The organism is Alistipes megaguti, assembly GCF_944320325.1.
Lineage (GTDB): Bacteria > Bacteroidota > Bacteroidia > Bacteroidales > Rikenellaceae > Alistipes > Alistipes megaguti.
The window spans coordinates 45,093-65,729 of record NZ_CALUHA010000015.1 but is presented as its reverse complement, the minus strand read 5'-3'; the positions used below and the strand labels follow the sequence as shown (position 1 = coordinate 65,729).

The following is a 20,637-nucleotide window of genomic DNA, read 5'->3' as shown; positions in this document are numbered from 1 at the left end:
TGCCGGACCCTCTTCCTGAATTCACGAACTCGGGAGTTCGTGCGTGAACGCACACTTGAACGAACCTGTTAAATCGCGCCTTCCTGAAGTAATAAATTATGGGAAACACACCTGTAAGCATTGCCGTATGCAATCAAAAAGGCGGCGTTGGAAAGAACATTATGTCTTGAAGATCATATCAATACCGTGCATATTCTCACCGTTTGGGAGGAATCCTTCGTTTGTATGATCTTTTTCGGGAATCTTCTACTGTGATGCTCCGGCACCCCGGGTTCAACAGCACCGAAATCGCCGAGGCCGCGGGCTTCATCTCGCCCAGCCATTTCACACGGATCTTCAAGGCCGCAAAGGGACCCCCCCTCCAGCTAGCGCAAGACGCAGGGCGGAGAGAGCTCCCTTTCGTAACTCCGACCGGCCTCTGACGGCCCCGAATTTTTGCCTAAACAACAATTTTTTTCTTGCCTAAACGACAATTTATTGCCTAAACAACAAAATCCGCGGCCGAGATTTTCCAGTTTCGTTTTTTCTGTTAATTTTGTTCTCGAACTCTTCGGTCCGAAGCCATGCTCCCCTTCGAGAAAAATCCCCGTGCTGTACGTTCGCCCTTCGGATGCGAAAGGGTGACACGTGCCCGGAACTACAAAGCCCTCCGCTCAGAAGAATCACAACGGATACCCCGCGACGTCTTCGTTTTGCCCGAATCTCCTCAATCCGGGCCTGGGGTGTTTTGTCCCTGTGCAACCCGAACAAGCAGGCTTCGCTTCCGGACAACGCCCAACGGCTTCGCCGGGCCGGCGAGGATTATATAAATCGGCAGAGGATTATATAAAGTTGCGTATGGACGGAACCGGCCCGGCGGCATTGCAGCCACTCTCCAACCGCATCCATAGACTTTCGCGACAGACAATACCTTGTAACTAAAAATCCCCAAAGAGATGAAAGCAAAAAAGATTCCAACCCTTCTCCTGCTCGCCTCGCTGACCCTGGCGGCCTGCAAGTACGATGACTCCGAGCTCTGGGAGCAGGTCAATCAGATCAATCAGAACACCGAAGAACTGGCCGCCCAGGCCGCGCGCCTCGCCGCCCTCGAGACCTGGCAGAAGCAGACGAACCAAAGCATCGCAGCCATACAGGAGCTGCTGAACACAACGGACCTGATTACCGAAGTCAGCGCTGCGACGGAGGGCGGCGAGACGGTGGGCTACACCATCTCCTTCCGGCACTCCGACCCCATCACCATCTATAATGGTGCGAAGGGGACCGACGGTCAAACGCCGCAGATAGGCCTGACGCAGGCTGAAGACGGCAACTGGTACTGGACACTGAACGGCGAGCTCCTGACCGACGCCGATAACAACCCCATCCGCGCCAACGGGCAGGACGGAGCCACAGGCCCCGAAGGCCAGCCCGGTGCAGACGGCACTTCCGCCCCCACGCCGCAAATCCTGCTGGGCAGCAGCATTACAAGCGGAACCGTCCAGACCGATAACGGACAAATAGTCGACGACGCCTGGTACCTGAGCGTGGACGGCGGCGCGACATGGTACCGCGTCAGCGGCACGGATGGTGCGGATGGCGAAGACGGCAACACCTGGTTCTCCGAAGCGCCCAGAAAGGAAGGGAACTACTACATCTTCACCCTGGCTACGGGCGGATCTTTCCGCGTGGCGGCCTACCAGCCCTTCTGCATCCTGGCCGAGGGCGAAACCCTCGAGAGCTTCGACAACGCCGCGGTGTGGGTCGACGAAGCGACCACCCTCTACCTCTCTATCGGTGAGGAGATCGAATATAGCAGCATCGTGGCGCAAGCAACGCCCTTGGACAACAACGCCGTGCTGACCCGCGCCGACGCCGGCGGCTGGAGCGCCAAGGTTGCGAAAGATGCAGCGACGGGCAGCGTCACCGTCACCGTGACGCCGAGTGACGTGGGCTGCGCCCTGCTCGACGTCTCCCTAATTCTCAGGGACGGCGGCAAGCTGACGGCTTCGCGACTGCTGGCCAATGGCTACATCTACGACTCCGGCACCAACACCTACATGGTCCACTCCGTCGACGGGCTGCTGGCATGGAACGAAGTCGCACGGAGCGACCTCTCCACCAACTGCACCCTCGAAGCCGACATCAACCTGACAGGCAAGGAGTGGACGCCGGTAGGCACTTTTAGCTCCTACAACGGCACCTTCGATGGCGGCAACCATACCATCACGGGGCTGACCGTCAACCAGCCTGAAACAAACAATGTGGGGCTGATTGGCTTTCTCGGCTCCGGCGGCAAGGTGCAGAACCTGACGCTGGAGAGAGTGAACATAACAGGTGCCAACTATGTCGGCGGCGTGGTGGGAGACAACTACTACGGCATCGTGACCGCCTGCAACGTCTCGGGCAGCATCTCCGGCCAATCCTCTGTCGGCGGCGTGGCGGGATACAACTACTCCGGCAGCGTGACCACCTGCGACTACGCGGGCAGCATCTCCGGCCAATCCAATATCGGCGGCGTGGCGGGAAGCAACTACGGTATCATGACCGACTGCTACGCCATGGGAGATGTCTCGGGAACTGACTCCTCTGTCGGCGGCGTGGTGGGAAGCAACACCGTCGGCGGCATCGTGACCGCCTGCTACCACGCCTCGGGCAGCATCTCCGGCCAATCCAATGTCGGCGGCGTGGCGGGACAGAACGACTCCAGCATCGTGACCGCCTGCTATCACGCCTCGGGCAGCATCTCCGGCCAATCCAATGTCGGCGGCGTGGTGGGATACAACAGCAACAGCACCGTGGCCGCCTGCTACTGGAGCGACTATACAGGCAATGGTATCGGCACCAATGAGGATATCGGAGAAACCACGCAGGAAACCACGCAGGTGGACGGCTCGACCGTCACCTGGCAGACGGCCGTTGATGGCATGAACAGCGCCATCGCAACGTGGAACGAAGAGAATCCCGACAGAACGTGCGACTGGCGTTACGGACTCGGCGACGACGGCCTACCCACGCTGGTGAAGGAGTAGCAAAAACCGTCGGGCGGGAAAAAGTTCCGCCCGCAACGGAAGATAACCGAAGTATAACCCCAATAAAGAAAGGAACTCCCATTCCGGGCGGGAGCATTGTGCCCGGTAACATCATACAGACACCGCAGCCCGCTACCGCAAGGTCAGTGGGCTGTATTTCTTACACCTGCGCACCAAGATAGCGGCAGTTGCTTTTTTCTGAAAAAACGATTACTTTTAGGTCGTAAAAGAGCACAAGGCAAGCAAGATGTAATTCGATGCGATTGTGAAGACACCTAATCGGTGGACAACGTTTTGTAATTCCGTATCTTGCTGATAATCTTCCTGGTACGCGTAAATGTTCATTTCCCCTACGCACCGCAAACAAGGGTGTAAATCAAGTAGTTACGAGATTTACACCTTTTTTTACACCCAAAAATCAAGCCGCCCTATTTCCCTTTTCGAATCGAATTTCAAGGTTCAATCACCCCAAATGGACGCTACTTTATCGAAAAGAATAAAATAGTGAACAATCGGGGTGGGAAAAACCGCCCCGACTATCGAATGATTTTTATCGGCTATGCCGGTCAAACATCATTTCCACGTCATTGTACCATTATCTACTTAGATTGTTAGAAAGCGATACGAAAAAAATAACAGATCGTTTCATAACACAAAGTTTTAAAATGGTTAATAGTTAATTTATGGTGCTTACCTGCATTTACCAATATCCATGCACCGTCGAAATCCATAAACAAGAAGGGGCGTGTCACCGAAATGCAACCGCTGCCGACGTCCAGCCCAGGACCGTGCATCGGGGAGGGGCAACCCGATGCGTGAACCGGCTGCAACAGACGAAAAGCGCTCCGTCCCCTGCGGGACGGGGCGCTTTTTCGGAAAGCCGTATGGCTGGTTGACCCGGCAGGGATTACCGACTCTTACCCGTCGGCGGCTGCGGATCCTCCGGCAGGCGGATGATCTGGTTCGGGGAGGTCTGCATGCGGACAATTCGTCCGTCGAGGGGGGGGGAAAAAAAAAACAGAGTTGCAGCTCCCCTCCCTTTTCAGACCGGATCTCCACCGACACGACGCGTCCGTCGCGTTTTTCGGCACTCACCAGGAAGGTCCCCTGCGCCCGGAGGTTGCGGAACGAGACATCCTGCCACGAGTCCGGTACGGCCGGGAAGACCCGGATGATCCCCGTATGGCTCTGCAAGAGCATCCCTGCACGCCGGCGGCAAAGGCGAAGTTCCCCTCCAGCGTAAAGGGCCGGTAATCGTAATCCGATTTCCCGCGGCCCGACTGATCGCCATTGGCATGGAACGTATTGGGCAGGCAGAAGCTTTCGGCAAAATCCCGCAAGGCCCGAGCTGCCCCCTCGCCGTCGTGGATGCGTGCCTTCATGTTGGCAAACCAGGCATAGGAGTAACCCGTCCACCAGTGCGGTCCGCACGCTTCGAGTTTGGCAACGGTCGCCTCGATGATCGCGCGCTCCCGGCCGCCGTTCCCCCAGTTGAGCAGCCCCAGCGGGTGGATGGCCATGGCATGCGAGAAGTGACGGTGCGAACTCTCGTAGGGGAATCCCTCGGCAATGCAGAGCGCACCAGCGACGAGGTGATGCTCCACACCCCCGTCGGACGCAGGTTCCACAGGTCAACCCGATCGAGCGACATGCGCACCATGCTGTCCTGCTCCCAGACCAGACTGCCGAGCGTTGCATTGCCGAGCGGAATGGCCTCGTCCCAAGAGTGTGCCAGATCGTCAAAGACCAGATCGCTCGCTTCGGGAGAGAGCTGCCAGTCCGGATTGCCGGTATGCGCACAGGCTCCCGAAAGCAGAGCCGTCAGGGCGGAAACATCCCATACGAAATGTCTTGCACTCATTGGTTATTCGTATTGAAATGTTTGAACAGCAATGGTTTGTCGCACTTCTTGCCGTTGACATACGGATAGATCTCCACACCCGTCTCATGGCCCGTCATCGGCAGATTCGGCCGACTCAGAAGGAAGGTGACCGTATCGCAGGCTCCCGGTGCCAGGTCCACCGGCCGGCACGTCAGCACCGTATCCAGTCCCGCGGGAATCTCGAACGTTACGCGGGCCCGATGGCGGAGTGTCGATGCCACACGAAGCCGGACGCGGCCCCGTTCTCCTTCGCGGAAGGGATTGAAAACCAGCACCTCGTGGCTCATGCGGAGCCCCTGTCCAAAGATATAGGGAGCATCCTCCTCGATCGAATGCGGCTTGGGCTTGACACGCCCCTTCACCATGACACTCAGATAGCGGTACGGCGGCGCAATCGGTCTGCCGTTCCCGTAGAAGACCTGAACTCCTCCATGAAGCGCCCGGAAACTCCGGCGGGATTATAGACCGCCTGAACCTCGACCTCACCGCCCGCTTCGACCGGTGTCCGCGCGGCCTGAGCATTCAGGCAGACACACCGCGTGGCCGTCGTATAGGGAACAATCCGTTCGGAGGTCGTATTCTTGATCTTCAGTACAAACGAAACAGGCCCTTTGGCCTCCTTGATGGTCCCCAGATCCGCCTCGACCTCCGGACTGCACGTGTAGGCCTTCGGTTTCTTCTCTCCACCACAGGCCGTCAGCAGAAAAACGGGCAGGACGACGGCCCAAAACACGATTTTTCGAATCCTCATCATTTATCCAGATCACTGTCGGTCAATCCACTCACCGTATCGTCATAGAGGCCGAAGCCATTAAGTACCGGGCAGGCCAGCAAACCCGTGATGCTGAGCTTCACGGCGACGGCGCTGACACGGTTCGTCAGCAGAATGCGCTTGTGGCCGATGGTCGTACCGCTTTTGAGTTTCGTGATGGCAATGGCATACGCCTCACCCGGCGCAAGGCCCGTCACCTCGCCGCTTACACGCGGCTGGTCCTCCTCCTTCGCACAGAAGCCCGCAAGCCAGGCCAGGGCCACCCATGCTGTAACTGTTATGAATCGTTTTATGCTCATGATTTCAAGAATAAAAAAGGGGCGCGGCACATAGATCGGCACCACTCCCCTCGTTCATCTCAGACGGGTTCGATTAGTCCCAAACAATATTCTCCGTATTGTCGAAGATGACGTTATCCGTCGCACTGTCATTATCGTTGTGCGTCGACCTGGTAAAGTCGATATCCTCGTAACGCTCGGTCTTATCGTAGACGGTGGTTCCCGAAATCGTCTCTTCCGGAAGCGACTCTTCCACCGGATCATCATCGCCCTTGCACGAAACAAGAGACATCGTTGCCAAGACAGCGATCGAGAAAATCTTGAACAGTCTCATTTTATCTGTTCAAATAGTTCGCAAGTAGATTCCATGGAAAATGACGGAACGAACTCTTACTGCGAGCAGCGGTTGTTCTCATCCTTAAGCCAGGCGTCCTCAGCTGCCGAACTCTTGTCATACACCTCGTTCGTACCGTCACCATCTCTGTCGGCCATGCATTTCGACCAGTCAAGGTCATAGCCCGATCCGGTCGTGGCACTATTGTGGAACACGTGGCCTTCGCCTTCGTCCATCTTCCAGTAGCACTTCAGACCCTCGGATGCGGTATTGACGGCGCACAGTCCCGAACGGATCTCCGTGGCGGAGAGGGCCCGATCCCATACGCGAATCTCGCAGATGCGGGTATCGAACCACTGAGACGAGTCATATCCGCCCCACGACATACCCAACTCGAGCTGCGCAAAATTGATCAGCGAACTGGTCTCCGATGAACTCGTATCTTCAACACCGTTGACATACAGACGGGCGGTGGAGCCGTCGAACGTTACCGAAAGCAGGTACCACTTGTTGTTCTCGAAGACCGTATTGGAGATCAGCTCTCCCGTTACGGGCATCTTCACCTGAAGACGGTTGCAGGTACGGTTGTTCTCACCCTCGACATTTGTCTTTTCGTTGAAGCGGAACAGGGCACTGAGAGAACCGTCTGCCTGCGCAAACGTCATCAAACGCTCAGGATTGTCCCCGCTGCTTGAATTCATATTGTGAGGATAGAACTTCACCTCATACGTATAGGTGGTCAGACCGATCGGCTCGTCGAACACACTCAAGCCGGAAAGCTGACCCGAATTGCCCATGTAGAACGACCAGAAGTCGAACGTGCGGGTAAGACGGACGATAATGGTTCGCGATGCGTCGACAACCTCGCTGTCTGCTCCCGATACGGAAGTGATGGAGACAGCCACGGCAAATGTCGCACCCGGATCCAGATTGCTTACATCCTTGATAATGATATCCGTGGAGTTGGAGATGGCCGAGCCCTTCTGGATCGTCACCGTATTGCTGCTCAGTGCGACATACTCCGACGGTACGGGCTCATATACGGTCCCGTGCGTTTCGTTGTAGGCCTCAAGCGCCTCGTCCGAGATGGCAAGGCCGATCGTCAGATCCGATTTGACCTTCGACGCTGCCGAAACCGAAATCGCACACGTGGAATTGGGCTGGTCGACCGTCATGGTCGTTACCGCATTGTCGTCCGTTCCCGTCATGTACAGATAGCTCGTATCTCCATTCATCGGTTGGTAGGTGTCACATCCCGTGACCGACATGGCCAATACGGCCAGTACCGAAGGCAGATATGATTTATGTATTCTCATGATTGCTTATGGTTTTAAGTTGCCTGTTAAGAATTACTCTCCTTCCTCGACCACCGGCTCGTTCGCGATCTGGATGCATCGGCGCAGGTTGTAATACGGGCCCTTGACGAAATAGTAGTCTCCGTCGAGGTAGAAGCCGCCGAAACCGCGGTAACGCGTCTGCGACAGACGGGCGTAAGCCTCCAGCGAGTACATCACGCTTCCATCGGGCGCAGGATCACTCCACTTGTTACCGCCGTTCGACTTGTTCGAACCCTGGTTCCACTGCTCGCAGAGGACAATCATGTCCTCGGTGAAGCCCGACGGAGCGCTCAGACGGCTGTTGCTCGTAATGCCCGTCTGCGCGGAATAGGCCTGGCGAACCAGGAAATTGATGTTGTTCCTGATATCTCCGCTGGGAGCGCCGCTAAAATAGTCCACGATGAGCAGCATGTCCGGATTCTCGCTGTTGGGGCCGATGTATTTGTTGGCCTCCTGGATAGTCCAGGTACAGCGCTACTGGCTCCACCCTTCGAAGTCGAAGTCCACACCGTCGATGTTGCGGTCGATGGCCTTCTGGGCCCACCACTTTCCGTAGGCACGGAAGCACGTCTCACTCTGGTCGGAGTTCATGTCGTAATCCACGTACTGTCCTTCGTTCGGATAATCAATCGTAAAGACGTGACCATAGTTCGACATGTCGGCATGGGCCACAAACTTGATACCCTTCTTCTCCCGGCAATACTGCATGTCCGCATAGGCCTGCGGAGCGTAGTCGTAACCATCGGGGGAGTAAGCATCCGTCTCGGTGCCCATCGGCACGCCCATCCACAGGTTGACAACATCCATACTGTCGGGAAGCGAGATCAGACGGTCGCCGATCGACGTGTAGTCCTTGTTCAGATTGGACGAGCCCTCCAGCGGTGCATATGCTGCGTGATACATATACGAAATCGGATGATCAGTCTTCTTCCAGGCCTGCAGATTCTCGTAATAGGATTCGGGCAGGACCTCATTCCCCGGTGAGGCGATCTTCTGAACCTCGATCGGCTCCTCGTCGGTACACGAGGCTAAGGTTGCTATACAGCAGGCGATTGCAAAAAATATTGGCTTTTTCATAATTAGTTTCTAGTTTTTTTGTCCCACCAGAGTTTTGTACCGCCATTGTCGGCTCCGTCAAGAGCGGTAAGAGCCGTAGCAATACCGGCTGCATTGTTCGTGTACTCGGCTACGGGATATTGCGCACGGCGGATCTGAAGGTCGGTATCAACGGTTCCGTTGCTACGGTTGTTGACCACCGTAAGCAGTCCGGGATAACCCGTACGACGGTATTCGGCCCACGCCTCGCATCCGTTCGGGAAGAGCGCCAGCCATTTCTGCGTCATGATACGCTCCAGCTTGACCTCGGTCGAGGCGTCGTCATCCCATGCGATCGTGATCGCAGAGGGGGCTGCCGTTCCGTTGTTGGCTACGTTGTCCACGAAGGCCGCAGGGGTCGACGTGTCGTCTCTCAGATATTCGGTGGCACTTCCGGCTCCCCACTCGTCGAACGATGCCGTAACGCCCTTCTCATAGCAGGTCTGAACATTCTCCGAAGACCAGTTGCGCAACGCAATCTCGGCGCGCAGGAACCATACTTCGGCGGCATTCATCCACGTCAGGTGGTAGTTCTCTCCGGCAGGCGCCGATACCAGGCCCGACGGATTCCGGTAGTCGGTCCACGAGGTCGTAATAATGCCGTTGCGGACTCCGTGCAGTTCGCCGTCCTCCGCGGCTTTCGCATACTTGAACTTGCGCGGGTCATTGTAGCCGTTCAGGTAGCAGTCCATCGAGGCGCCCATCTGGCAGTCGCCGTTGTTCATGCTGACGTTGATCTGATAGACCGGATGGTGGGGAATCGACGCGATGAGCGCATTCTGGCTGTTATCCTCGATGAGCCCCATCGAATGCGTGAGCGATTTCTGAATCTCGGCCTGCGCCAGCGTCTCGTCCGCATAGCAAATACGCATGGCCAGACGAAGACGAAGCGAGTTGGCAAAACGAAGCCACTTGCTGACGTCGCCGCCATACACCAGGTCAATATCGGAAAGAAGCGTCTTATTGCCGGCATTGTAGTAGTCCGTAAGCACGTCGATCGCATCATCCAGCTCCGTGAAGAAGGCATTGTAGACCTCCTGCTGCGAGTCGTATTTCGGCGTAATGGTCGTGCCGACCTCGCTGTAGGGAATCGGGCCGTAATAGTCCGCAACCTGATGCATCGAGGCCACCTTGATGATGTTGGCCAGGGCCATCACCTGCGTACGACCGGCCTCTTCGGCAATCTGGCGAAGCTCGCTCCAGGCGTTCATCGTGTCGGCATACTTGAAGTCGAAGAGGGCCGCACACCACTGGTCGATAAGGCTGTAACTGCCGTTATGTACACCATTGTTCCACGTACCGGTCGGTGCAAAGTAACCGGCCCACGTGTCGGCGCACAGGTTGTAGGCGATCTGATAGTCCGAATCCAGATGCGTACCGTCGTTGTACAGGATGACCGAACGCTCCATCTGCGTAATGTAGGCCTTCAGGAAGCCGTCATCCGCAAGCATCTGATCGTACGTTGCTTCATAACTGTTGGTGTTGTACTCGACAAACTTGTCCTCGCAGGAGGTCAGGACCGTGCAAAGCAGCGTTGCCAGTGTCGCACCTTTTAATATATTGCTGTTCATATTGCGCTGCAATTAAAATTTTAACTTGAGAGAGAAGCCGATGTTGCGAGTCGAAGGCTGCATGAAGTAGTCGATGCCCTGGTCGTAGGTTCCGGTGCTCGAGGTGATCTCGGGATCGAACGGAGCCTTGTTGAAGAGCATGAGCAGGTTGTGGCCTACCAGCGAGAGGTTGAGACCCTTGCACCACTTGCACCATTTCTGAACGGGGAAGTCGTATCCCAGCGACAGCTCGGCCAGTCGGATATTCGTGGCATCATAGACGTACATCGACATGGCACCCGTACCCGTACCGTCGGATCCGATGGTCTGGTAGTAGCCCTTCACGTCGCTGATGCGCATGCCGCCCAGCTCGACGTAACCGCGGTCGCGGGCCTCGGCCGTGGCGGCCGATACGCCGTAGTAATCCATCACGGCCTGGGTCTTCGATACGACGATACCGCCGATGCGCGCGTTGAAGAGGAAGTTCAGATTGAAGCCCTTCCAGCGGAAGTTGTTACCCCACGAAAGCAGTGCATCCGGATTCGTGTCGCCGGCATAGATGTAACCGGCGTCGCTGCTGTCTACGGAGATGCCGCCCGTTCCGTTCTGAATTCTGAATGAGGGCCCCGGTCGTCGGGTCCGTCTTGATGGAGGTCACGTAGAGAGCGCCCATCGATCCGCCCTCGTAGATCACGGTCTTGACGCCGGTCTTGCTCGAGGGTTCGAGTTTGTCGATGGAATAGGTGCCCAGTCCGGGGAAGTTGAACTCCTTGACGAGTTCCGTCACGACGTTCTTGTTGTGCGATGCCGTTGCGTAGGTCTCCCAGTGCAGGTTGCCGAAGGTGTTGTTGTAGCGGACGCTCAACTCAACACCGCTGTTCTGTACGTTACCGGCATTGGCGATGATCGACGACCACCTCGACGACGAGGGAAGCGAGAAGGTGAAGAACTGATTGAAGGTCTTCGAACGGTAGTAGGTAGCCGACAGGCGCAGGTGGCTGTCGAAGAGGTGAATGTTGGTTCCGACCTCCAGCGACTTGGTGCGCTCCGGTTTCAGGTCGGTCCACTGATAACGCGTCTTCGTGGTCACGTTGCCATCCTTGATCTGGTAGGTCGGGATGGTGAGGTGGGCCTCGGGCGAGTTACCGACCTCCGAATACGAAACCCAAACCTTCCAGTAGGGAAGCGTCTTGCTCTTCAGCATGGGAAGGAACTCGGTCACAATGCCCGAAAGACCGGCCGAATAGTAGAAGAACGGGTTGTTGTCCGATGCGGCAAAGGTCGACGCCCAGTCGAAACGCCCCGTCAAATCGAGATAAACCATGCTCTTGTAACCGACCTGCGTATTGACAAAGGCGGCGATATTCTCCTTCGTATATCCTTCCTGCGTCAGACTCGTTTCGGCATGCTTGCGATCGATGTTGTCGTAGGTAAACAGATTGGCCACCGAGGCGAGTTTTCCGCCGACATACGCCGTCTCGTAATTCAGGTAGTCGACATTACCGCCGGCTACGGCCGACCACGAAATCTGACGGTCCGATCCGAAATACTTGTTGATGTTGAGCAGAACCTCACCGTATTTCTGCGTGGTCTCGTTCGTGCTGCGGCTGTAGAAACCATATTTCGAAGCAAAGAGGTCGATGGTTCCCGCATTGAAACGACGCTCGTGCTGCTCCGTATTGCGGTCGTACTTGCCGCGTACCGACAGATTGATACCCTTGGCAAGTTCGTAGCTCAACTGAACGGTTCCCGAGAAACGGTGCTTGTCGTTGTTGTACTTCTGTGCGTCGGTGATCCAGTAGGGGTTCTGCATCGACATGTTGTTGTCGTAGGGCCAGTACTGGGTCTCAAGGTTGCGCTCGGCATCGTAACGCTTGTAGACCAGGAGCCGCGAGAAGTCGTCGCCGGCCGGGAACAGGTATACGGGGACTACCGGGTTCATGTACTGTCCCTGCGAGATCATGTTCTGCTCCTTGATGTTCGAGTAGGTCAGGCTGATGTCCAGCTTCAGCTTGTCATGGAGCATGTTGGTCGTGTTGCGCACCGAGGCGTTGTACTTGTCGACGTCGTTGTTGCGGATGATACCGCTGGCATTGGTCGCCGACAGCGAGGCGTAGATCTGGTTCTTGTCGTTACCCGACGAGAGGCTGATCGAATTGCTCTCGATGATACCGGTCTTGAAGAAGCGACGGGGATCGTAGTCCGAAGGCGTATCCAGCTTGGCTCCCCAGCTCTGGTACGAACCCTCTTCCGTGGCGCCGTAGGTGTTCTGGAACGACGGCATCACGTAGGCTCGCGAAAACTCCGTCGTATTCGAATAATTGACCGTAAGCTTCTCGGCGGCTCCCTTCTTCGTGTTGATGATCACAACACCGTTGGCGGCCGATGCACCATAGAGCGCGGCGGCCGAAGGTCCGCTCAGCACCGAAATGCTCTCAATGTCGTCCGGGTTGATCGAGCTCAGGATGTCTCCCGTCTGACCGGCTCCTTCATAGAGTCCCTGGGGCTGTTCGGCCGTGACGTTCGCCATCGGAATACCGTCGATGACGTAGAGCGCGTTGTTGTTATTGGAAAGTGATTTGGTTCCTCGCATGACGATCGAGGAGGTCTTCAGGGTGACATTGATAACGTTCCGACCGTTGATCGGTTCGACCACGTTATTCATGCCGATGAAAGAGTAGACCAGATTCACGGCCGACTCAGGCACCGAAATCGAATAGTTTCCATTTGCGTCGGAAATCGCTCCGATGGAGGCGTTTTCCTCGACAAATACGGCAGCACCTACAAGAGGATTCCCCGTTTCATCTTTAACCGTTCCCGTGACGGTTCGGTTCTGGGCAAAGCCTGAACTGCCTGCCAACAGAAGGGCCGCAATGAAGGCGAGCACGCCCCCTCGTGAAGCTAAAGCGTTGATTTTGAATAAATAGACCCATAATCAGAATGTTGGTTAATAAATAAGTTATAGGTTATGAATCGGGTAGTCACAGCAAGGGTTTTCCCCATCGAAAGATCGCCATCTTACTGTATACCTGATACAAAATTACATAAAATTAGGTAATTCATAGAAAATGTTCATTTTTACGCTAACTATCCCGGTGTTCTGACGCCCGGACGGATCCGGATCATTCCCGGATCCGTCCAGACGAGGAAGCAACGGATGCGTAATTGTCTATTTTACAACGAGTGACAGTTCTCCGACAGATACCGTCTCAGCCAAATTCGAACGCAAAGGCGTGACTCGGATCCAGCGAGCGTTCAACATCGACTTATGGCGTAAAATACGCATAGTAGGATTATTGACGATATTGTCGACCTGTGCTCCATCGGTAACCGTCGTCCATGACTCGCCATCCGGGCCGACCTCCAACCGGTACTCCATCATGCAGCCGCCGCGACCGCCCTCGGCCGGCGTATAGGCAATTCCCAGGAACTCCCGTTCACGCCCCAGATCAACCGTCACCGAAGGGAAGCGCCCCGTCTTGTCGGCCGAAAGAATCACACTGTGCGACTCGTCCCAAAGGCCGTCAACCGCAGCCTCGGCCCCCTGCGGAGCCACGACTCGGAAGCCGTCGGCCATACAGAGACGGTCGTCTGCGGCAGTCGGTTCGTCGCTGTGCATGATGCGGTCGAGATAGAGCCCGAAACCGTTGAGCAGCGGGCAGGCAAGGGAGCCGGTGATGCGGATGCGGACCGCGTCGGTCTGCGTCTCGTCGACCAACAGGATCCGCTTGTAGCCGATCGTCGTGGCCGTGGCGATGACGTTCCAGTTCCCGGCCGCATCGCGGGCCTCCACCTCAAAGGATTTCACCCGCTGGCCGAGGGGTATATACTCCTGCAGCAGCACCCGGTTGAAACGCTTCACGCCGTCCAGATGGAAGGTCAGCACGGCCTCCGTCACGCCGTCCAGGGCGGCCCAACAGGTGTCGTAATCCGTGTCGAGCATTTGCGAGGCGGCGTATTTCCGGCCGCGCGTGGTCGAGGCCTCGGCCTTGGCTCCGGCAGCCAGATTGACCGAGAAGATTGTATCGAGGGCGGCCCGGAACTCCATCAGACGGATCGAATCCACCGCCGGAATCAGTCCGCGCGTATCGGCCGGAACATTCAGCAGAAGCAGCGAATTGCGCCCTACGCTCGAATAGTAAAGATCCAGCAGATTGGAGAGGCTCCGTACGCGCGAAGTCTCCTCCTCACGCCAGAACCATCCCGGACGGATCGACACGTCCGTCTCCGAAGGGATCCAGCAGGCTCCGTCCGGATCCCCCTCGCCCAGGTAAGTCTCGAAATCTCCGGGCAGGACCCCGCGGTTGGCTCCGTGGAGCTCCGGCGTGAAGGTCGACCAACTGGTCTCGCCGGCCTTCCCCGCCTCGTTGCCGACCCAGCGGCAGCCGGGGCCGATGTTGCTGAAGATGATTGCCTGAGGCTGGTTGGCAAACACGTGTTCGTTGAAGGCTTCCCAGTCGTAGACCTGCCGTTTGCCGTTGGGGCCCTCGCCGCAGGCTCCGTCGAACCACTGCTCGAAGACTGGTCCGTACTGGCTCAGCGAACTGTCCAGCGCATCCGTAAAGACCTTGTTGTAGGCATCGGTCCCGTAGGCGGGATGGTTGCGGTCCCACGGCGAAAGGTAGATGCCGAATTTCAGACCGTACTCCCGGCAGGCATCCGACAACTCACGCAGCACGTCCCCCTTGCCGTTGCGCCACGCGCTCTGTGCCACCGTGTGGGTGCTGGTCGGGTTGGGCCAGAGGCTGAATCCATCGTGGTGCTTGGCCGTGATGATGATGCCCTTGAAGCCGGCCGCCTTGGCCGTACGGGCCCACTGCCGGCAATCGAGCGACGTAGGGTTGAACAGATCGGTGCTCTCCTGGCCGTTGCCCCACTCCCGGCCGGAGAAAGTGTTGGGACCAAAGTGCACGAACATGTTGGTTTCCATCTTCTGCCACTCCACCTGAGCGGCCGACGGCACGGCTCCGTAGGGCGTCGGGGCATCTTCGGCACAGGAGGCTAAAAACGTCAGAACTGCCGCATAAAGCGCTGTCTTCTTCATTTTGAACTAATTATAAAGGTAAACGACCAATCTCTGTCATCCCAGACCGTGCGCGACTCCTCGGGACGGGCACCCCAACTGTCGTAGCCGCCCACGGCGTTGTGCGCCGCATCGAGGCAGACCTCCACGTAATTGCGCGGCGTGATGTCGCTGATATGGGTCTGGCGGCGGAGGCGGTTGGCCGCCTGGGCCGGATCATGCGGTTCGTCGGAGGTGTAGTTCGGCCACTGGTAGTCGCACTGCACGGCGTCCTCCGCATCGAAATCCTCCACGCTGTTGCGCAGGGCATTGAACTCGAAGGGGGCGCCGACGGCCGTGAAGCGCAGACCTCCCGCCTCCAGGAAGCTGCAGTCGATATGGTGGCCGTTCTCCTGAGGCCGTACATAGGGGAAGTACTCTGCCGAAGCGGTGCTCTCGTAGAGGCCCAGACGCGCCGAACTGAAGCGGTCGCGGTAGTTCTCGTGGGGCCCGCGGGCAAAATAGCGGATCGGGTCCGGAACCGGCTCGCCGTCGAGCAGCGGAACCCGCAGCCGAAGACCCACGCGCGGGATATCCATCCGGGACTCGGAGGGGGCGCAGGCGAGCGTTGCCGAGACCTCGACCGCGGCATCCGGACGGACGGTATAGACAACCGTATAGCGATGTGCTCCGACGGGATAGACGGCCGTGAGCACGACCCTGTCACCGTTTCGTTTCACACGCCAGGTGCATCGCTCGGGGTGTTGTCCAGCCTCTTTCCAGAGTTGCGACCGGGCCGGTTGTCCGTTGCCGTAATCGTTGTCCGTGGGGCCGCGCCAGAAGTTGGGCCGGATGCCGAAGTCCGGGGCGAGTTTCTCCACACCGTCGAATGCAAGCGACGTGACGACGCCCTTTTCGAAGCGGAAATCCACCCGATCGCCGTGGATCCGCACACTGCCATCACTCTTCTTGACCTGAAGGCGCTCCTTGACGGGTGCGGCCGGAGCCTTCGCCGGCGTGTTGTCCTCACGCAGAACGAGCTGCTCGGTAGCCAGCAGCGTGCCGCAATCGAGAAGCGGCTCCTGCCGCGAGGTACGCACGTCGAGATTCAGGCACAACAGCCCTTCCTGCGGCAGGCTGTCGGGCTTCGGGATGCGGATGGTCTGCGACTGTTGGGCTGTGGCCGAAAGCGGGAAGGTACGGACAAGAAGTTCGCGGCTCAGGCCCTCGCGCGGAGAAGAGCAGACCACCCGGGCCTCCAGCTCCAGTCCGTCGAGTGTCCGGAAATAGAAGCGGTTCCGGACGTCGAGCACCCACTCCCGGGCGTTCTCCTCCGCAAGGGTCATCTCGACGTTCTGGTAGACGTGGCGCACCTCGAAGGCTCCCGGATGGAACCGTCGGTCGGGCAGGACGAGTCCGTTGCAGAGGAAGTTGTTGTCGCTCGGCGTATTCTTGCCGTAGTCACCGCCGTAGGCCCAGAAGAAGCGTCCGTCGGCACGCCGGGCCGCCAGCGCCTGGTCCACCCAGTCCCAGATGAAGCCCCCCTGCAGGTTGGGATACCGGTAGATGGACTTCCACTGCAGATCGAGCGACCCGGTCGAATTGCCCATCGCATGGGCATATTCGGAGGGGACGACCGGACGGTCGGAACCCTCCTCCCCCATGCGGCGGAACCACTCCGCGCCGGGATACTGCGGTACAAGCATGTCGGTGTTCCACTCGAACTCGGCCCGTTCGTAGCAGACCGGGCGGTTCATACCCTGCTTCTCGCGGGCCTTGATCACCTCGTAGAGGCGGTAGAAATTGTAGCCGTTGCCACCCTCGTTGCCCAGCGAAAGAATCGTCACGCACGGATAGTTCCGTACGCGTTCGTACATGTTCAGCTCGCGATAGAGGTGGTTGCCGTACCACTCCGGGGCATTGCCGAGTGTCCGGGTCAGTTCGTAGCCCATGCCGTGGGACTCGATGTTGGCCTCGGAGTAGACGTAAAAGCCCAGGCTGTCGCACAGTTCGTAAAATTCCCGCTGCTGGGGATAGTGCGCCGTGCGGATGGCATTGATATTGAGCATCTTCATGAGCTTCATGTCTTTCAGCAGCAGTTCGCGCGTGACGTAGTGGCCGGTCCAGGGGTCGTGTTCGTGGAGGTTGACGCCCTTGAACTTGACCGGCTGTCCGTTGACCAGGAAGACCGGGAAGGTGCGTCCCTGCTGCTCGATCGTCGTGATCTCGAAGCGGCGGAACCCAACCCGGAAGCGGGTCCACTCTTCATCGACCTTCATCAGCAGCGTGTAGAGGTTCGGAGTTTCGGCACTCCAGGGAAGAACCCGCTCCAGCGTCGCCGACAGTTCGAGGCTGTCGTCAAGCCGCTGCGGTTCGAATGCGGCCACCGTCCGCCCCTCGGGATCCAGCAGTTCGGCGCTGAAGCTGACCGGTTCGCGCGAGCGGAGTCGGAGTCGGAAATCGCCCGTATGCAGATCCTCCGCAAGGGTGGAGACCACCTCGAAATCGAACCCCGAATCGGTCGACTCCGTCGAAAGGTAGACCTCGCGTTCGATGCCCGAAATCCGCCAGAAATCCATGCACTCCAGGTAGGAACCCGTGCTCCAGCGGTAGACCTTCAGGCCGATCTCGTTGGTGCCGGCGTGCAGCAGCTTCGTGACATTGAAGCGGATCGGATCCTTCGAATCGTTGTTGTAGCCCACAAGAGTCCCGTTCACGTAATACTGGGCTCCGCCCTTCACACCGTCGAAGTTCAGGTAGATCTGGCGTCCCTGCCACGACGCGGGCACCTCGAACCGGTGGCGATAGACCCCCAGCGGATTCGGATCCGGCAACTCGGGCGGCGTGACGTCGCGACGCTTGAACTCATACACCGTATTGACGTAGATCGGCGTGCCGAATCCCTGGACCTCCCAGTTGCCCGGCACACGGATCGAACTCCAGCCCTCCGGCTCGGCAAAGATCCCTTCCGGGCAGTCGCGGCTGTCGTCGTAGTAGCGGAAATCCCATCGGCCGCACAGGTCGAGGTAGCAGGAGGAGCTGCGCACCGACCCGTTCAGGGCCTCCTGGCGCGTGGGGTGAAACACCAGTTCGGTGCGGGCGGTCTCACCGCCCTGTGTAAACAGATTGAGGTCTCTCCAGCACGGAAGTCCCTCCGGCGTCTGCGCCGTTGCGGCCGCAGAGGCAAAAATGGCGATTGTCAGTAAGCGGGTATTCATGGTCTGTCGTCCGGTGCACTGCCGAAATCCGTCGGCTCGGGGCTCATGGTGAATTCGAGCGTGGCTCCTGCCGAGAGCACGTCGTAGGGAATACAGGAGCGGGTCCAGGGTTGGCCGTTGACCTTCAGCGAGGCCACGTAGATGTTACGCGGTGAATTGTTCGACGCAATGATGCGCAGCGTACGCCCGTTGCCCACCTGAACCTCGGCCCGGCGTACGGCCGGACTGCCGATCAGAAAATCACCGCCGCACGGGTCCACCTGATAGAGACCCAGCGACGAGAGGATATACCAGGCACTCATCTGTCCGCAATCCTCGTTGCCGCAGACACCGGTCTGGTCGGCATAGTAAAGGTCCTTCAGAATATGGCGGACCTTCTCGGCGCACTTCCACTGCTTGCCTACGTAATTGTACAGGTAGGCGATGTGGTGGCTGGGTTCGTTGCCGTGGGCATACTGCCCCACAAGCCCCGTTACGTCCGACGCCGTGCTGCCCAGATCACCCTCGGTCACGAAAAACTCGTCCAGCCGGCGCGCAAAGGTCTGCTCACCGCCCAGCATCGCAATGCAGCCGTACACGTCGTGCGGCACGAGCCACGTATACTGCCAGGCATTACCTTCCGTGAAATCGCCCGTCATGTGGCTGACGTTGAAGGGGTCGAACGGACTCCTCCAGCTCAGGTCCGAGGCCCGGCCGCGCACGAATCCCGTTTCAGTATCGTAGTAGCAGTGATACGACTGGGCGCGGCGGGCAAAATATCCCGCCGTCAGCGTATCGCCCAGCACGGCGGCAACGCGCGACACGCCGGCATCGGCAATGGCATATTCAAGACCCTTCGAAACGGTCTCCGCCCCGGTACTCTTGTCATAGGGGCAGAATCCATACTTGCGGAGGTTGTCCATGTCGCGTTCGTCGCGGAGTGAAGAGGCCCGGAGTGCCTCGAGGGTGCCGAGGCTGTCGGCCACAAGTCCCTTGAGAAAGAGGTCGGAGAGGGCTATCACCCCGGGATTGCCGACCATGCAGTCGGTCTCGTTGCCCCACAGGTGCCAGACCGGAAGCTTGCCCTGCCGCCGGTAGATCCGGAGCATCGTAGAGGCCAACTCCCGGCAGAAGTCCGGCCGGATGAGCGTGAGCAGCGGGAACTGGGCCCGGTAGACGTCCCACAGCGAGAAGACACTGTATTCCGGCTCCGGATCCCCGACATCGCCGAATACGCTCGGATCGAACGAAGCATGGTACAAGGCCGTGTAGAAGACCTTCTCCTGCTCGGCATCGAGCCCCTTGATCTCGATGGCCGAGAGTGCCTTCCGCCACAGCTCGCGCGCCGAATGGTGGATGGCGTCGAAATCCTGCGCCCAGTCCGCTTCGCAGTGCAGGTTCTCCCCCGCCCCGGCACAACTCGAAGGCGAAAGTCCCACGCGCACCTCCAGCACCTTGTCGGCCGAGGTGTCGAAGAGCAGACGGGCGATCACACCGTTGTCCGACTCCATCGGCTGCCGGAGGCTGTCGGCATTGGCGATCGGCAGGCTGAACTCCGCCCGGAAGTAGAAACAGTGGTCCTGGGCCCAGCCCGTCGAGCGGCGCCACCCTTCGACCGTATGGTCGTCGACGAGGCGAAGCACACTGCCGGTCACGGCATCCCAACCCGTTCCCGTACGCAGGTCGACGAGAAGTCCGGTGCGGTCGGAGGTCACGGCATAGCGGTGAATGCCGGTTCGGGCGGTGGCCGTGAGATCGGCCCGGATGCCGTTCTCCGGCATCTCGAGGTGGTAATAGCCGGGAGCGACCCGCTCCTTCGAGTGGTCGAGACGGGTATGGGGCCGACCGCCTCCTCCGGAGTGCGGGCGCGAGGCGTCGAACGGGAAGAGCAGGATGTCGCCCCCCTCACCGATGCCGGTGCCGCTCAGTCGCGTATGGCTGAATCCCAGCACCACCGTATCGCTGTAATGATAGCCGGAGCACCAGTCCCAGCCCCGGTTGGGCTGATGCGGGCCCAGGCGCACCATTCCGAAGGGGACGTTCGCCCCGACGAAAACATGGCCATGTCCGCCCGCTCCGATATAGGGATCGACCTGTCGGCAGCGGTCCGAGGCCCGGCGGCAACCGGGAAGCATCAGCGTCAGGATTGCCGCCAGAGTCAAAAAGCTTCTGTGGTTCATAT

Annotated in this window: 15 protein-coding genes and 1 pseudogene; 2 read left to right on the top strand and 14 right to left on the bottom strand. The window is 58.4% G+C overall.

The genetic code is table 11. The annotated features are described in order from the left end of the window. Nucleotides 1-254 precede the first annotated feature (254 nt). Both PUQ42_RS10350 and PUQ42_RS05700 read left to right on the top strand, forming a co-directional pair. Nucleotides 255-422: an AraC family transcriptional regulator gene (locus tag PUQ42_RS10350; protein WP_420534950.1), complete on the top strand. Its 168-nt coding sequence runs from the start codon at nucleotides 255-257 to the stop codon at nucleotides 420-422. A gap of 513 nt (nucleotides 423-935) precedes the next feature. After that, complete coding sequence (locus PUQ42_RS05700; RefSeq protein ID WP_273371813.1) at nucleotides 936-3,008, top strand: PL29 family lyase N-terminal domain-containing protein; 2,073 nt, start codon at nucleotides 936-938, stop codon at nucleotides 3,006-3,008. A 1,020-nt stretch (nucleotides 3,009-4,028) separates the two neighbouring features. Here PUQ42_RS05700 and PUQ42_RS05695 read toward each other — a convergent pair. From PUQ42_RS05695 to PUQ42_RS05630, 14 genes and pseudogenes are all read right to left on the bottom strand, one after another. Next, nucleotides 4,029-4,591, bottom strand: a pseudogene (locus tag PUQ42_RS05695) (glycosyl hydrolase family 95 catalytic domain-containing protein); the annotation flags it as partial. Nucleotides 4,592-4,865: 274 nt separating this feature from the next. After that, nucleotides 4,866-5,255 (bottom strand): hypothetical protein, encoded by a 390-nt coding sequence (locus tag PUQ42_RS05690; protein WP_273371811.1) that lies wholly within the window; start codon nucleotides 5,253-5,255, stop codon nucleotides 4,866-4,868. A gap of 5 nt (nucleotides 5,256-5,260) precedes the next feature. Then, entirely contained in the window at nucleotides 5,261-5,641 is a 381-nt protein-coding gene (locus tag PUQ42_RS05685; protein WP_273371810.1) for a DUF1573 domain-containing protein, read from the bottom strand. After that, nucleotides 5,641-5,961: a hypothetical protein gene (locus PUQ42_RS05680; RefSeq protein ID WP_273371808.1), complete on the bottom strand. Its 321-nt coding sequence runs from the start codon at nucleotides 5,959-5,961 to the stop codon at nucleotides 5,641-5,643. Before PUQ42_RS05680 ends, PUQ42_RS05685 begins: the two co-directional genes overlap by 1 nt. A 73-nt stretch (nucleotides 5,962-6,034) precedes the next feature. Continuing rightward, a complete protein-coding gene (locus PUQ42_RS05675) occupies nucleotides 6,035-6,232 on the bottom strand; it encodes a hypothetical protein (protein WP_273371806.1) in 198 nt (65 codons plus the stop codon). Between the two features lie 98 nt (nucleotides 6,233-6,330). Further along, nucleotides 6,331-7,590, bottom strand: coding sequence for a DUF1735 and LamG domain-containing protein (locus PUQ42_RS05670; RefSeq protein WP_273371804.1), 1,260 nt, complete (start codon nucleotides 7,588-7,590; stop codon nucleotides 6,331-6,333). A 33-nt stretch (nucleotides 7,591-7,623) separates the two neighbouring features. Beyond that, complete coding sequence (locus PUQ42_RS05665) at nucleotides 7,624-8,022, bottom strand: glycoside hydrolase family 18 protein (RefSeq protein WP_273371801.1); 399 nt, start codon at nucleotides 8,020-8,022, stop codon at nucleotides 7,624-7,626. Nucleotides 8,023-8,085: 63 nt separating this feature from the next. Beyond that, the gene (locus tag PUQ42_RS05660) at nucleotides 8,086-8,688 is read right to left on the bottom strand and encodes a glycoside hydrolase family 18 protein (protein ID WP_273371800.1); all 603 of its coding nucleotides are present in this window, start codon (nucleotides 8,686-8,688) and stop codon (nucleotides 8,086-8,088) included. Nucleotides 8,689-8,690: 2 nt separating this feature from the next. After that, entirely contained in the window at nucleotides 8,691-10,277 is a 1,587-nt protein-coding gene (locus tag PUQ42_RS05655; protein WP_273371797.1) for a SusD/RagB family nutrient-binding outer membrane lipoprotein, read from the bottom strand. A gap of 12 nt (nucleotides 10,278-10,289) precedes the next feature. Further along, complete coding sequence (locus tag PUQ42_RS05650) at nucleotides 10,290-10,688, bottom strand: hypothetical protein (protein ID WP_273371795.1); 399 nt, start codon at nucleotides 10,686-10,688, stop codon at nucleotides 10,290-10,292. An 82-nt stretch (nucleotides 10,689-10,770) separates the two neighbouring features. Further along, the gene (locus PUQ42_RS05645) at nucleotides 10,771-13,143 is read right to left on the bottom strand and encodes a SusC/RagA family TonB-linked outer membrane protein (protein ID WP_273371792.1); all 2,373 of its coding nucleotides are present in this window, start codon (nucleotides 13,141-13,143) and stop codon (nucleotides 10,771-10,773) included. A 282-nt stretch (nucleotides 13,144-13,425) separates the two neighbouring features. Then, the gene (locus PUQ42_RS05640) at nucleotides 13,426-15,300 is read right to left on the bottom strand and encodes an alpha-L-fucosidase (RefSeq protein ID WP_273371789.1); all 1,875 of its coding nucleotides are present in this window, start codon (nucleotides 15,298-15,300) and stop codon (nucleotides 13,426-13,428) included. Further along, on the bottom strand, nucleotides 15,297-18,476 hold the full coding sequence (locus tag PUQ42_RS05635) for a glycoside hydrolase family 2 TIM barrel-domain containing protein (protein ID WP_273371787.1): 3,180 nt from the start codon (nucleotides 18,474-18,476) through the stop codon (nucleotides 15,297-15,299). Before PUQ42_RS05635 ends, PUQ42_RS05640 begins: the two co-directional genes overlap by 4 nt. Then, the gene (locus tag PUQ42_RS05630; protein ID WP_273371784.1) at nucleotides 18,473-20,635 is read right to left on the bottom strand and encodes a GH92 family glycosyl hydrolase; all 2,163 of its coding nucleotides are present in this window, start codon (nucleotides 20,633-20,635) and stop codon (nucleotides 18,473-18,475) included. Before PUQ42_RS05630 ends, PUQ42_RS05635 begins: the two co-directional genes overlap by 4 nt. Between the last annotated feature and the right edge of the window lie 2 nt (nucleotides 20,636-20,637).

Coding starts and splice junctions, on each gene's coding strand:
- PUQ42_RS05665 (WP_273371801.1), bottom strand. CDS start 8,022: ATGCTGCTCATCGTGGACTATTTTAGCGGCGCTCCCAGCGGAGATATC.
- PUQ42_RS05660 (WP_273371800.1), bottom strand. CDS start 8,688: ATGAAAAAGCCAATATTTTTTGCAATCGCCTGCTGTATAGCAACCTTA.
- PUQ42_RS05640 (WP_273371789.1), bottom strand. CDS start 15,300: ATGAAGAAGACAGCGCTTTATGCGGCAGTTCTGACGTTTTTAGCCTCC.
- PUQ42_RS05630 (WP_273371784.1), bottom strand. CDS start 20,635: ATGAACCACAGAAGCTTTTTGACTCTGGCGGCAATCCTGACGCTGATG.
- PUQ42_RS05680 (WP_273371808.1), bottom strand. CDS start 5,961: ATGAGCATAAAACGATTCATAACAGTTACAGCATGGGTGGCCCTGGCC.
- PUQ42_RS05635 (WP_273371787.1), bottom strand. CDS start 18,476: ATGAATACCCGCTTACTGACAATCGCCATTTTTGCCTCTGCGGCCGCA.
- PUQ42_RS05675 (WP_273371806.1), bottom strand. CDS start 6,232: ATGTCTCTTGTTTCGTGCAAGGGCGATGATGATCCGGTGGAAGAGTCG.
- PUQ42_RS10350 (WP_420534950.1), top strand. CDS start 255: ATGCTCCGGCACCCCGGGTTCAACAGCACCGAAATCGCCGAGGCCGCG.
- PUQ42_RS05670 (WP_273371804.1), bottom strand. CDS start 7,590: ATGAGAATACATAAATCATATCTGCCTTCGGTACTGGCCGTATTGGCC.
- PUQ42_RS05690 (WP_273371811.1), bottom strand. CDS start 5,255: ATGGTGAAGGGGCGTGTCAAGCCCAAGCCGCATTCGATCGAGGAGGAT.
- PUQ42_RS05655 (WP_273371797.1), bottom strand. CDS start 10,277: ATGAACAGCAATATATTAAAAGGTGCGACACTGGCAACGCTGCTTTGC.
- PUQ42_RS05700 (WP_273371813.1), top strand. CDS start 936: ATGAAAGCAAAAAAGATTCCAACCCTTCTCCTGCTCGCCTCGCTGACC.
- PUQ42_RS05685 (WP_273371810.1), bottom strand. CDS start 5,641: ATGAGGATTCGAAAAATCGTGTTTTGGGCCGTCGTCCTGCCCGTTTTT.